Source organism: Pediococcus sp. (assembly GCF_003533255.1).
Lineage (GTDB): Bacteria > Bacillota > Bacilli > Lactobacillales > Lactobacillaceae > Pediococcus > Pediococcus parvulus.
Genome location: NZ_DOEM01000033.1, coordinates 35,094 through 47,942, shown reverse-complemented (window position 1 = coordinate 47,942; position 12,849 = coordinate 35,094). Strand labels below are relative to the sequence as shown.

Genomic DNA, 12,849 nt, shown 5'->3' with positions numbered 1-12,849 from the left:
ATGTTACCGGTAACATTATTTAACATTGTTGCGAATGGTTCCACCCACACTAATTTTAGGCTCAAACATTAAGGAACCTGATGTTTGAATGTGATTCACAATTTTATCTAAAAGTTTGTCACCACAGGCCATTCCCATTTCTACGATGGCTTGTTTGACTGTTGTAATTTGTGGAAACGCAACTTGGTTTAAAAACACCCCATCAAAACCAGTCACCCCATAATCTTTGGGAATTAATCCGCCGCAACTTTCGATTCCCCGTTCTGCTCCCAAAGCAAGCCGGTCTGAAGCACAAATAAAACAAGTATTGGGTTCAAATTTATCCCAGTTATCAATCACGAATTGTTGGGAAAGATGACTGTGATTATCGAATCGGTGAATTTCTGAAACCATTTGATTTTCCTGTAAAAGTTGTAAATAACCAGCCTCACGCGAATATTCAAACGATTCTCGGCTGTCCATGCCAATAAAAATCAGTCGTTTATAACCTCGTTTTAAAGCCAAATCGGCAATCATAAACGTACCAGCTTTATTGTTTGTATCCACATAGTCAAATCCAAATCGATTTTCGCCAAAAATAACCAATGGCTTTTTCAACTCGCCGATCCAATCAAAATCCTTTTTGCGCATTCCCGTGATCACGTACCCATCACAATTACCAATATCAAAATTTCGTCTAGTCACTAATTGCAACGAGTACTGTTGCGCATCGAGCGAGCGGGCAATGCCAATCATTAAGTTCATATAATAAGGTTCTGTTGTGTCAATATCTTCAAGTACACAAAATTTAATAATTCGGGTGCTATTATTCACCAGCGCTTTTGCCGCAACATTTGGATGATAGTCTACTTCGCGCATTGCCTGATAAACTAATTGCTTTAAATCATCCGTCACTTTATCTGGATGATTAATAACTCTCGAAACTGTCATTTTCGAGACATTTGCAAGTTTAGCGACGTCATTTAAAGTTGCCATTTAGCATTCCCCTCCACTGATTTAGATAGTCAACACTTTCATTATACCAAGTAAGCCCTTTCGAAGCTCAGTTATTTTTCTAAAAGCCCTTTCATTTATTTTCTTTCCTATTAATTCTATTTATCAGACTCGAAACTGTGCTACACTTTTTACTGAAGTTACAATAATCAATTTAAATCAAATTTTAAAATGAAATATAAATAGGAGTGTGCATATTTTTGAAAAAAATATTAGTTCTCAATGCCGGTAGCTCTTCACTAAAATGGCAGCTTTCCGGGCTTGATGATCTTTCTCTCATTAATAAGGGAGTTATGGAACGAATGAAAACCCCTGAAGCAATCTTCACTATTGTTCGAAACGGCGAAAAGTTTACCGAACAAATTGCTAATTTAACTTATCAACAGGGTGTAGAATTGCTTTTTGATCAATTGAAGCATCTACACTTAATTCAAGATGTGGATGAAATTGCCGCTGTCGGCCATCGCGTAGTTGCTGGTGCCACCACTTTTAAACAACCTACTCAAATCACCGAAAAGAATTTAAGCGAGTTAAAATCCTTAAATAAATACGCACCACTGCATAATCCGGTTCAAGTGGAATGTATCGAAACCCTTATGAAAGTTTTACCAAAATCCACTCCTGAAATTGCCGTTTTTGATAGCAAATTCTACCTAGATATGCCTGAGCAAAACGCCTTATATGCCATCCCGTATGACTATTCTAAACAGTACCAAATCCGCAAATACGGTGAACACGGAATTAGTCATGAATATATTCTGCATGAAACAGCAAACTTTCTTAAAAAAGATTACCATGACATCAAACTTGTCACCTTACACCTTGGTGGCGGCGCATCTATAACTGCAAGTGAAAATGGCAAACCTTATGATACTTCAATGGGCTTTACACCGCTTGAGGGCTTACCAATGGGAACCCGGTCTGGTTCAGTTGATCCGGCCGTTGTCCCATTCTTGATGGATGAATTACACGTTGACGCTAACAAAATTATTGATATTCTCAACGAAAAATCAGGTTTACTTGGCGTTTCTGGCATTTCAGCTGACATGCGTGACATTGTGTCTAATGCCCCTACAAACCAGCGAGCTAAATTAGTGTATGATATGTTTATCAACTCTGCTGTGAAGTATATTGGCGGCTATTTCACCGAACTAGGTGGCTTGGATGTCATCACATTCACCGCTGGTATTGGTGAGCATCAAGCCTCCTTACGAACAGACATCATTGATCGACTTGCTGTATTAGGTATTAAACTCGACGAAGATAGCAACAATAATGGAAACGGACCACGGGTAATTAGTGCCAAAGACTCAACCGTCAAGGTTTTGATGATTCCCACTAATGAAGAGTTAGCAATTGCTAAATCTGTAAAACGAATAATTATTAAAGATTAATATAAGAGGGCGGGCAAAAACGATGTTTTTGCCCGCCCTTTTTATATTTCTTCAAATATTATTTCTAAAACGTGGTCTTCCGCCTAGCTACGACTAACAAACGATCCAAAGTACGAATCATTCGTTAGTCTAGGCTATACTCAGAATCTAACCGCCTCTTTTCCCACTCGTTCTTTATTATTTTCTAGGTGTTTTTGAATACTTAAACAAATACTGCCCACAGTACCCAAATGCGATAATTCCCGCTAGGCCAATCCAAAATCGATCCGACAAATCTCCTTGACGGATTTGATTGATCACGACGCCTACTAACCCAAGAATAATAAGGGCATCTAAAATTAACAGTATGATAGTTGAAATTTTCATATATTCTCCTAATTATTCTTTTTTATCATTAATTGGTATTTCCCGTTTCAAACCACTGGCACCACGCAAATTACGAATCGTTCGGAAAAATGACACAATCAAAACCGCGTTTGAAGCCAACCAAGCCAGTGGACCGGCGAAACATGCACTAATAAACCCAAACATTGGCACCATCACAGCCCCAATAAAGATTCGTGAAATCAGCTCTGCAACCCCTGCCATGGTTGGTGCAAAACTTTGACCAAGCCCTTGCAGTGCATACCGCACAACAAACAAAATAGAAAGGAGGAAATAACTTGTACTCACAACCCAAAAATAAGTTTGCGCAAGTTCTGTGACATGGGGTTCCGAGTTTCCAATAAAGAGGTTAACCAACGCATGACTATTTAAAATAATGACAGCCGCAATAATCACACTATAAACCACCGTTACAGTCAAACATTGGCGAATACCGATCAGAATACGATCGTAATTTTTAGCGCCAAAATTTTGGGCTGTAAAGGTAGCCATCGTAATTCCAAGCGAAACCATTGGCTGGGTGGCAAGCTGGTCAACTTTACCAGCCGCAGTATAGGCCGCAATCGATTGCGGTCCCAGCTCATTTAGCGATACTTGTAAAATAATGGACCCAATCGCAATAATGGAAGCTTGAAAACCCATTGGCAAACCAATTTTAAGCTCTTGTTTGATGATTGCACGATCAATTTTCATGTCAGCGCGGGTCACATTTAATTCGGGAATTCGACGTTTAATATACCAAATACACATGATACAAGACACCAGCTGCGCAATCACTGTGGCAATTCCCGCACCTGCAATGCCAAAATTTAATCCAATAATCAAAACAATATCCAAAATAACATTTAAAACGGCCGCAATAATTAAAAATATCAGTGGCGTGCGACTATTTCCGAGTGCCCGCAACATATTTGAAAACAAGTTGAAAAACATTGTCACCGTAACACCTGCAAATAAAATACTAATAAAGGTTTCTGCACCATTTAATAAGACCGCAGGAGTTTGCATGACTTGCAAGAGCGGGCGTGCCAAACTCACACTTATAATTGTTAAAATAACACTCATCCCAGCACATATCCAAATACTATTAGCAAAACTCTTTTTTACGCCTCTAAGATTACCATTTCCAAAGTCTTGCGCTGTTATGATCGATAAACCGGTTGTCATCCCTTGAGCAAATCCAATAATCAAAAAGCTTAAGCCTCCGGTTGCACCAACTGCCGCTAACGCGTTGACACCAACTGCTCGCCCAACAATCAGAGTATCTGACATTGTATAAATTTGCTGAAAAATATTTCCTAAAAACAACGGAATACTAAAAAAGATGATCCCTTTAATTGGACTGCCCTTAATGAGCGAATTGTCCATTTTATGCGCCTCCTCTGACCGTAATTTCAGTATAGAAAACGGTTTCTACATTTAATTAAGTTAGTTCTATACTATAACTTGTTTCATACAAATTACAACGAAATAATTTACTTTTTTAATTACTACCTTTTCCTCTACAAACTCCTTTTCTTACTTTTACTCTCAAATATTATATAAAAATAATTAAACAATTTTGTTTTGCTTAGAACACGAACATTATAGAAAACAATTTAATTATTTTACGTATTTAGCCTAGAATTTTCTTTTAAAAACAGTTATTATTAACGTACATCATAAGAAAAGAGGAAATTTCATGTCAAAGTTTTTTGATTTAGAGAAAAACGGCACCAAAGTTTCAACCGAGATTACTGCCGGAATTACCACATTTTTTGCAATGTCATATATCTTATTCGTTAACCCAGAAGTCCTCAGTCAGACTGGAATGCCTGCTCAAGCTGTCTTTTTAGCTATGATTATTGCCTCGGTTACCGGAACCCTCGTCATGGGGCTCTTTGCCAATGTCCCTTATGCGTTAGCTCCTGGAGTTGGCTTACAAGCGTTTTTCACTTATACCGTTGTCATGTCACTTGGTTTTACATGGCAAGAAGGTTTAGCCCTTGTATTTTTCTGTGGTGTCATCAACATTGTGATTACCATCACCAAGATTCGAAAAATGTTGATCACAGCAATTCCTGAAACTATTCAGCTGGCAATTAGTGGTGGAATCGGTGTTTTCATCGCTTACTTGGGGTTAAAGAATGCCAACATCCTGCAGTTTTCCAGTGATTCCAGTAGCATTGCCACAATTAATGGGCAGGCTTATAACTCAGCCGTAACCCACTTTACACATGGGGTGACCAGTGTCGTCTCAAATGGCGGGATTACTCCTTCACTAACCCTTTTCAACAATTCAAGCGTTGTTTTAGCTTTGATCGGAATTACCATCACCGTGATTTTGCAAATAAAAAAAGTGCCTGCAAGTATTTTAATCGGAATTGTTTTAACCACGCTGATTGGAATTCCCATGGGCGTAACAAATTTACATATTTCAAGCGCTAACTCGTTAATCAATTCAATTGGTGCATTAAAAACAACCTTTTTGGCGGCCTTTTCTTCACAAGGAATGGGCTCTTTATTCACGAACGGTCATCGTATTCTATTAGTATTAATGACAATTCTTTCCTTCAGTCTATCAGATATTTTTGATTCGCTTGGCACCTTTATCGGTACCGGGCGTCGAACAGGAATTTTCTCTGCTGAAGATGAAAAAGACCTCGAAGATAAACCAGGTTTCTCTTCCAAACTAGATCGCGCTTTGTTTGCAGATTCCATCGCAACAGGTGTGGGTTCAATCTTTGGCACATCAAACATTACAACCTACGTCGAAAGCTCCGCCGGGATTGGTGCTGGTGGCCGTACTGGCCTGACTAGTGTCGTCGTTGCCATTCTATTCTTACTCAGTAGCTTTGCATCTCCACTACTTTCAGTAATTCCAGATGCCGCAATTGCACCAGCATTGATCATAGTCGGAATCATGATGATGAGCTCATTTCAAAAAATTAACTGGTCAGATTTCAACGAAGCAGTTCCCGCATTTATGGCATCTATCTTTATGGCGTTTTGTTATAACATCACCTACGGAATTGCAGCGGGATTCATCTTCTACTGCATCGTAAAAACCGTGACTGGCAAAGCCAAAGAAATTCATCCGCTTATCTGGATTGTGTCCGCACTTTTTGTTATCAACTTTACAGTGCTGGCCATTGCCTAACTCAAATTATAAATAAACACAAAGATGTCGTTCGATCGTTTGGACTAAAAAATCCAAATGATCGAACGACATCTTTTCTTACTGTTTAAACTATTTTAGTTTAATACCAGCCGTTTGCTTGCCAGAAAGCTTTAGCAGCTGACCATGAGCCATAACGGGAAGCTACGTATGAATTAGCAACCTTTTCTTGGTTAGCGGCTGAGTAGTCACCATTTAAGTATGATGAGCTCAATTGATACTTACCAATGTATTGACCGTTTGTAGCTGTGTATGAGCCACCAGATTCTTTGTTAGCAATCCAAGCCTTTGCTGACGAGTCACTACCAGTTGTTGTGCTTGTTGAGCTAGTAGTCTTTGCTGTGTTCTTGTAAGTGTTGGTTGTGGAACTCTTAGCTGTGTTTTGTGTCGACTGCGAACTTGGGTTACTGTAAGCAGTACTGTTTTGTGTAGTTTGTGAACTTTGAGTGTTTTGTGTGTTTTGTGTACTTTGCGTATTTGCAGTATTAGTTGATTGACTTGATTGTGTAGCTGTTGATGTTTGAGCAGCAGTACCGTCAGTCTTAATCACTAATTTTTGACCTACATAAATGACGTTTGCGTCAGAAATGTTATTTGTCTTAGCTAATTGTTGAAAATTTGTGTCATGCTTAAAATTGTACTCGATTGCTGAAAGGGTATCACCAGATTTAACTGTGTATGTTTCGTCTGCACTAGCCGCAGTTGTCCAAGCAATTGTCCCCAATGCAATGGTTGATAAGAATGCTACTGAAAACTTAGTAAATTTGTTTAACTTCATAAAAATAAAACTCTCCTCTTTGTTTATGCCTTTTTATTAACCAACGGATGCTATGATACAGACTCAACGTATCAAAGAGGTTTCGCTAATATATCAGTTTTGCTATTTCTGTAATATTTTGTAATCTTTCTAAAATGTTAAGCGCTTCATTATTTTCAGCAACTAAAACTTGGTCACAAAAAAACAATTCCAAGTTAGTTTCAACTCAGAATTGTTCGAATTTAAAATTTAATTTTTAGTTTAATACCAGCCGTTTGCAACCCAGAATGCTTTAGCAGCGGTCCATGAACCGTAACGTGAAGATACGTATGAGTTAGCAACTTTTTCTTGGTTTGCAGCTGAATAATCACCATTTAAGTATGAAGCACTTAATTGGTATTTACCAACGTACTGGCCATTACGTGCTGTATATGAACCGCCTGATTCTTTGTTAGCGATCCATGCTTTAGCAGATGATGAGCTACTTGTTGTACTACTCGAACCTGTGGTAGTTGTTGTTGAAGCAGTCTTTTGTGTTGCGGGAACAGTAGCAACTTCTTTCTTAGTAGCTGCCTTAATTTCGCCATCGCTCTTGATCAACAATTTCTGACCAACATAGATCAAGTTAACGTTTGAGATTTTGTTAGCTTTAGCTAATTTTGAATAGTTAGTATCTTTATTCAAACTGTATTCAATACCTGAAAGTGTATCGCCAGATTTAACTGTATAAATTTCATCAGCATTTGCAGCTGTTGTTAAAATAGTTGAACCTAATGTCACTGTTGATAAAATTGCTACTGAAAATTTTGTAATTTTGCTTCTTAATGTCATGTATGATTTTCTCCTTGTTTGTTGTGTTTGTTGTTTGTTATTTAATTTATCCTCATTATGTTACCCCCTCTTTTTTACAAAAGGATGTCAAAAAGATATCTATTTAGGCGTTTTCTGCAATGTTTTGTAATCGTGAAGCTAAAAAGTGCTTCTAATGCCTATGGTTATCTAATTATAAAAATGACAAAATTCATTTCAAAAACACAAAAAAATCAGTAATTTCTTGTAAATTACTGATTTTCAATCACTTGTTTATTATATTTTTACTAGAAATAATCCCAAAGCATGGGTGATTCACTCTGTAAAGCAAGCCCCAGATTTTGAATTGACTCAATATTACCTGTAATTTTTCCCACTTGCTTTAAGTGAATCAACTGACGATAACCCATAAACACTTTAGTTAAGTTTTGAATATCAAGATGAATGTCAGCTAAGTTTCGCTCGTTTTCGCTAATTTTCTCAAAGCTTGTGCCATTTACATTCACTTTTAACCGCCAAATACCATTATTCTGTGGAATCAGCTCATCTTTGACGCCAAGTCGTAACGATTTTACCTTTTGAATAAATGGATAAGTATCAACAAATTTTTGCAGATTAATAATTCTGGCCATCATGTACGGCATAATTTTCACATTCACAACATACGGATTAGCCATGACATCTGGAAAGCCTTTAGGATCTCCAGATGCGTACTCAAACTCTTCAAACATCGATTCATGTTGGCATATAAAACGTTGCAAATATTGATAACTTAACTGATTGGTATACATTATTTCTTGAATTTTGAACGTATTACCAGCTGCCTCATAAATCACGTAACCTGAAGCATTTTGACCATCTTCTAGGTAAACACCAACCTGCCAGCGTGGGTGTTTTAAGCCTAGATAGTGCCACCACCAATTCTCACGTTTTAACCCGCCGTTTCGACTTTGGGCATTATTTTCATAAACCTCATCAATTAATGAAATGGCGTCTTCAAGCGGCAATCGCAAAAACTGCCCGCGTTCTTCCGAAAGCTTTACACGTGGTAAATCTGTATTTTTAATTTTGTAAACAGCGCGATCAAAAACTTCTTCGTAACCGAATCGGCGATAAAATTCATAGGAAAATGGCGCTAAATAGGATAGCGCAACATCATCACTACGCATATCAGCAAATGCTTGCCGCATCAATGCAGTAATTGCACCGTGCCCGCCGAATTCGGGATAACTCATTACATCCCCAATGCCATTCATCTTGTACGTCACACCATGAAAATTAACTTTGAAAGGAATACTGAGCATGCCACTGCTTAATTTATCGCCATTTAAAAGTCCGTACACTTTTGAATGTTCATAACGATCATTGAAGAAGGCGCGTCGCTCTTCACTATCCTGATTATTAAATGCGTATAAATATAACTGATAAAACTCGTCTAAATTTTTTGCGGTAAGTGTATGAATTTCGCTCATTGTGATGGCACCTTCTTATTTTCTTTATTTCTTTGCTTTTTCTCGCAGTTTGCCTACATAGAAACCAAAGGCTGTGAACATAATGATCCCCACAATGTCTACCAAAACCTGTGACGAAATGACTCTCAGTTTAAGTACAGTCGTAAACATTGCCAAAGCACCAATGACAACTGCTCCAATGATTCCTAATAAAATGATTTTTCCTGATTTCATATTTTTTCCTTCTATATTATAAGCCAGCGCATTTCACATTTCACAATAAATTCAAAACATTTGTTATTTTTTTCAATCAGTACGCCTAATAGGTCAGCATTTTAGTTCGTTTCAGCGTTAGTTAGAACTTCTTTTGCAACCATTTGTTTTTCGGCAACTTTAAAGAATGGATAATATGCCGCTGCTGCAATGACTAATTCAACTGCAGACCAAACTCCTGCACGCCAATCCCAGCCAGTTGCCATTAGAGGACCAATAATCGGCGGCATTGTCCAAGGAACCATCGTCACAGCAGGTCTTAATAGATGTAAGGCCATCAATGCATAAGTACCGACGACTAAAATTTGAGGTAACAATACGAATGGAATCAGCGTAATTGGATTCATAACAACCGGAAATCCAAAAATAACGGGTTCGTTAATTTCAAACAAAGCACTCGGAAAAGCAACCTTTCCTAATTCGCGATAAGTTTTACTCTTAGAAGATAACATCCAGAAAACCAACATAATCGTGGCTCCTGTACCACCTACGTTGACAAACAGACTTGAAAATCCGGTTGATGTAATGTAAGGAATTGCTTGATGATGGGACCATGCAGTGGCATTGGCAGTTAAAAATTGTAGAAAAATAGGATCGGCAATTCCTTCTAAGGTCATATCGCCATGAATACCACCAACCCAAAGTAAACTAACTAGCAGTGTATAGAACATAATTCCAGGTAAACTATTCATCGCAAAAAGCAATGGGTGGAAAATATTTTGAATGAACACATTGATGTCAAAATGAAGTGGAACTCAAATTGTCCAGAATAAGAGCAAAATCACAAAACCAGGAACTAATGAAACAAACGAATGGTTAACTGCAGTTGGGACACCATCTGGCAATTTAATCACTAGATTTCGTTTAACAAAGAAATTTAATATCAGTACGGACGCAAACGCACAAACAATTGCTGTAAATAATCCCGATGACGCAAAATTAGCGGTGTCCAAGATATTCTTATTATTGAACGACACAATCACAAAGGCCATTGTTGAAAGCCCTGCACCATTGATCGCATCTAAATCTAAATTCTTGGCAAGTTCATAGCCAATCCCAATCGCCGATAACAATGAAATAATACCAAATGATCCGTTAACCGCCACACTGATGGCAGACATGTATGGCTTCATAAAGGCGGTCCACGCTGGTATTGGAATATTTCCAATAATTAAAAATACCGACCCACTAATAACCGCTGGAAGTGTCATAACTAACCCGTTACGAACCGCAACCAGATATTTGTTATTACCAACTTTTGCTAAAGGTGGCATTAACACGTTTTGAATCCAATTCATAAAATTCTTCAAAATAATCACCCTCCCATAATTAAATTACATGCCAAGTATAGAAGCTCCTCAGCAAAATGTAAACCCTTTCAAAGAATGTTTAGTTAATTAAACGTAATATTTATGAACAATTGAAATAAATATCCTACTAGTAAGTCATTTATTCAAAGGTATATACCTTTAGTACCGTTATTGATCCTTATTTATCCGTACACGTAATTTTAAACACAGATATTTTCCCAATTTTTTTATTCTGGACCGATTGCAGCGTTTTACCTCCAAAGCGCTACGCATTTTTTCCAGTTTCTCACTATTTCTTTTTTATATATGCTATTTAATGACCAAGGGCCCTTGGATCTTAGTTTATAAGGAGATTCAAGAATTGGAAAAACATTCAATACAAGCTGGTTTCAAACTGCTATACACAGACAATAACAAAAAAATTATTTACGGAGCTGCTAAAAGATTACACATAATGCCTTTTCATCCAAATTACGATGACTTCATTCAGGAAGGGGCACTTTCTTTTGTTCAGGCCTATGTTCGTTATCCAGATAACATTGAGCAAAACTTGGAAAAATTTAGAGTTTTTGCTTATCAAGCTGTTTATTGGCGTCTTTTGGACTTAATTCGCCAAACAAATCGACATACTGAACGCATCCAAAGTGATCAAGACGCACTAAATTCACAAGTTCAATCCAATTTAGATCATGCCTATGAGGATATTTATCATGATCAATTATTTCGACATCTTTATCAAAACTGTACAAAATCTGAACGGCTGTTTCTGATAGACTGCTATGTTTTGCAACTAAAAGGTTCAGAAATCGCAAAAAAGCATCATGTCACACGCCAATGCGTATCCAACTGGCGACGCACTGTTGGAAACAAAGCACTTGCTTATATTTCAAAAAGTAACCAATAATTCGTTTAACAATGTTAATATATATAGGGATTAAAATATATGATACGCATGGATATTGATATGAGGAGGAAACTATATGGCTACTAGTCATTCTGATTACGAGACGATTTCTACAATTTCAGCACTGATTCAAAAGGTTGATACCGATTTGCAGTCAAAATTTTCTGTAAGTTTTGAACAATTTCGCATTCTTGATTTTATTAAGAATATCTATCCTAAACAAACTACTGTGAGTGCTCTGGCCAAACAGTTTCATTCTAACAATTCAGCCACCTCACGAAAAGTTAGTGTGCTATATAAAGAAAATTTAATTCAAGATCATGTCTCAGGTGAGGATCGTCGGACACATTGGATCACGCTAGCTCAAAAAGGCAATGCAATTATTCACGATATTAAAATCGTTGTAGATTCGGGACTGCCTGATCTCGAAACAAAAATATTGGTTCTTCTTTCAAATACAATTAAGAATGATAATAAATAGTCATAGAATTTAGTTTGGTATTGCTGTGAAATTTTAGTAATACCAAATTTTTGTTTTTAGACAATTAGTCAACTATATAACTATTTGGAAGCATTTAAGTTATCCGCTTGCAAAGACTAATATAGTTGTGGTTCAATTACATTAACGGCGTTGAATATTATCTGGCAATAATATCTTCAAGGCATAATTAATATACAGAAAGAGGACATGTTATGCAACGCACAAATCCTTTGGAATTTACCAACTTCTCAAAAATATATCGTGTGTTTCTTCAAATGGATAGTCATTTAAAAACCGCCTATTCAATTAGTTTTGAGCAATATCGAATAATGGCTTATATTTTGTCACTCGAAAGCAAAAAAGCCAGTGTAAGCGAAGTCAGTAGGCATTTTGAATCAAGTTCACCGGCAATTTCTCGTAAAATTCGAGTCTTATTCAATTTAAATTATATGGTAGATCATGCTGATAGCAAAGATCATCGAGTACACTGGTTAAATATAACACCAGCGGGAAAACAACTTGCATTAACAGTTAATAATTTTTTAAATGACCGGATCCCTGAACTAAAAATTCAGATTGACTCTTTATTAAAGGATGACTTAAAAAACTAACCATTACAGGAAACAAAAGAAGAGGCCCGGAAAACATTTTTCCTAGCCTCTTCTTTTGTATGCATTTTTAATCAACAATCTTGATGGCAATTTTTCCGCCCGCACGACTAACAATCTCATCTAAAGTTTTAAATGAAACATTTGCGCGACCACTTTCCATACGCGCAATTTGCGACTGGCGCTTGCCAGCTCTTTCAGCTAATTGAGTCTGGGTATAGCCATTGCGAATTCTAAACTGTACTAGTTCTTTTGCTACTTGTACCTTAATTCCTTCGTCGTCCGTAACTACTTGCTTATCCATTGTTGCTCCTCCATTTAATTAAC

At 37.2% G+C, this 12,849-nt stretch carries 13 protein-coding genes and 1 pseudogene; 5 read left to right on the top strand and 9 right to left on the bottom strand.

Going from position 1 to position 12,849, the window contains the following annotated elements:
- Positions 1-15 precede the first annotated feature (15 nt).
- Entirely contained in the window at positions 16-975 is a 960-nt protein-coding gene (locus tag DD627_RS07880) for a LacI family DNA-binding transcriptional regulator (RefSeq protein WP_260266809.1), read from the bottom strand.
- A gap of 218 nt (positions 976-1,193) precedes the next feature.
- Between DD627_RS07880 and DD627_RS07875 the strand changes: the two genes are divergently transcribed.
- On the top strand, positions 1,194-2,387 hold the full coding sequence (locus tag DD627_RS07875; RefSeq protein WP_260266810.1) for an acetate/propionate family kinase: 1,194 nt from the start codon (positions 1,194-1,196) through the stop codon (positions 2,385-2,387).
- 177 nt (positions 2,388-2,564) lie between these two features.
- On the opposite strand, the gene DD627_RS07870 is transcribed toward DD627_RS07875, so the two are convergent.
- Entirely contained in the window at positions 2,565-2,753 is a 189-nt protein-coding gene (locus DD627_RS07870; RefSeq protein ID WP_057784644.1) for a hypothetical protein, read from the bottom strand.
- Positions 2,754-2,765: 12 nt separating this feature from the next.
- Entirely contained in the window at positions 2,766-4,139 is a 1,374-nt protein-coding gene (locus DD627_RS07865) for an MATE family efflux transporter (protein WP_260275054.1), read from the bottom strand.
- Positions 4,140-4,452: 313 nt separating this feature from the next.
- Between DD627_RS07865 and DD627_RS07860 the strand changes: the two genes are divergently transcribed.
- A complete protein-coding gene (locus tag DD627_RS07860; protein WP_057784646.1) occupies positions 4,453-5,910 on the top strand; it encodes an NCS2 family permease in 1,458 nt (485 codons plus the stop codon).
- Positions 5,911-6,010: 100 nt separating this feature from the next.
- Here the strand turns inward: DD627_RS07860 and apf (DD627_RS07855) are convergent, their stop codons facing one another.
- From apf (DD627_RS07855) to DD627_RS07835, 5 genes and pseudogenes are all read right to left on the bottom strand, one after another.
- The gene (gene apf, locus DD627_RS07855) at positions 6,011-6,706 is read right to left on the bottom strand and encodes an aggregation-promoting factor (protein WP_068805731.1); all 696 of its coding nucleotides are present in this window, start codon (positions 6,704-6,706) and stop codon (positions 6,011-6,013) included.
- Between the two features lie 240 nt (positions 6,707-6,946).
- Positions 6,947-7,516: an aggregation-promoting factor gene (gene apf / locus DD627_RS07850; protein WP_286984615.1), complete on the bottom strand. Its 570-nt coding sequence runs from the start codon at positions 7,514-7,516 to the stop codon at positions 6,947-6,949.
- 266 nt (positions 7,517-7,782) lie between these two features.
- Positions 7,783-8,967 (bottom strand): GNAT family N-acetyltransferase, encoded by a 1,185-nt coding sequence (locus tag DD627_RS07845; protein ID WP_057784648.1) that lies wholly within the window; start codon positions 8,965-8,967, stop codon positions 7,783-7,785.
- 24 nt (positions 8,968-8,991) lie between these two features.
- The gene (locus DD627_RS07840) at positions 8,992-9,180 is read right to left on the bottom strand and encodes a hypothetical protein (RefSeq protein ID WP_057784649.1); all 189 of its coding nucleotides are present in this window, start codon (positions 9,178-9,180) and stop codon (positions 8,992-8,994) included.
- Between the two features lie 101 nt (positions 9,181-9,281).
- A pseudogene (locus DD627_RS07835) lies at positions 9,282-10,493 on the bottom strand (PTS sugar transporter subunit IIC).
- Positions 10,494-10,890: 397 nt separating this feature from the next.
- Here DD627_RS07835 and DD627_RS07830 point away from each other — a divergent pair.
- From DD627_RS07830 to DD627_RS07820, 3 genes are all read left to right on the top strand, one after another.
- Positions 10,891-11,433, top strand: coding sequence for a sigma-70 RNA polymerase sigma factor region 4 domain-containing protein (locus tag DD627_RS07830; protein ID WP_057784651.1), 543 nt, complete (start codon positions 10,891-10,893; stop codon positions 11,431-11,433).
- A 76-nt stretch (positions 11,434-11,509) separates the two neighbouring features.
- Positions 11,510-11,914, top strand: a complete 405-nt coding sequence (locus DD627_RS07825) for a helix-turn-helix domain-containing protein (RefSeq protein ID WP_057784652.1) — start codon at positions 11,510-11,512, stop codon at positions 11,912-11,914.
- Positions 11,915-12,126: 212 nt separating this feature from the next.
- Complete coding sequence (locus tag DD627_RS07820) at positions 12,127-12,525, top strand: MarR family winged helix-turn-helix transcriptional regulator (RefSeq protein WP_057784653.1); 399 nt, start codon at positions 12,127-12,129, stop codon at positions 12,523-12,525.
- A 67-nt stretch (positions 12,526-12,592) separates the two neighbouring features.
- Here the strand turns inward: DD627_RS07820 and DD627_RS07815 are convergent, their stop codons facing one another.
- Positions 12,593-12,826 (bottom strand): helix-turn-helix domain-containing protein, encoded by a 234-nt coding sequence (locus DD627_RS07815; RefSeq protein WP_068805711.1) that lies wholly within the window; start codon positions 12,824-12,826, stop codon positions 12,593-12,595.
- Positions 12,827-12,849 lie beyond the last annotated feature (23 nt).

Excerpts from the sequence above, each read along its gene's own strand:
- DD627_RS07880 (WP_260266809.1), bottom strand. The coding sequence starts at position 975 with ATGGCAACTTTAAATGACGTCGCTAAACTTGCAAATGTCTCGAAAATG.
- DD627_RS07870 (WP_057784644.1), bottom strand. The coding sequence starts at position 2,753 with ATGAAAATTTCAACTATCATACTGTTAATTTTAGATGCCCTTATTATT.
- DD627_RS07865 (WP_260275054.1), bottom strand. The coding sequence starts at position 4,139 with ATGGACAATTCGCTCATTAAGGGCAGTCCAATTAAAGGGATCATCTTT.
- DD627_RS07860 (WP_057784646.1), top strand. The coding sequence starts at position 4,453 with ATGTCAAAGTTTTTTGATTTAGAGAAAAACGGCACCAAAGTTTCAACC.
- apf (WP_068805731.1), bottom strand. The coding sequence starts at position 6,706 with ATGAAGTTAAACAAATTTACTAAGTTTTCAGTAGCATTCTTATCAACC.
- apf (WP_286984615.1), bottom strand. The coding sequence starts at position 7,516 with ATGACATTAAGAAGCAAAATTACAAAATTTTCAGTAGCAATTTTATCA.
- DD627_RS07845 (WP_057784648.1), bottom strand. The coding sequence starts at position 8,967 with ATGAGCGAAATTCATACACTTACCGCAAAAAATTTAGACGAGTTTTAT.
- DD627_RS07840 (WP_057784649.1), bottom strand. The coding sequence starts at position 9,180 with ATGAAATCAGGAAAAATCATTTTATTAGGAATCATTGGAGCAGTTGTC.
- DD627_RS07825 (WP_057784652.1), top strand. The coding sequence starts at position 11,510 with ATGGCTACTAGTCATTCTGATTACGAGACGATTTCTACAATTTCAGCA.
- DD627_RS07820 (WP_057784653.1), top strand. The coding sequence starts at position 12,127 with ATGCAACGCACAAATCCTTTGGAATTTACCAACTTCTCAAAAATATAT.
- DD627_RS07815 (WP_068805711.1), bottom strand. The coding sequence starts at position 12,826 with ATGGATAAGCAAGTAGTTACGGACGACGAAGGAATTAAGGTACAAGTA.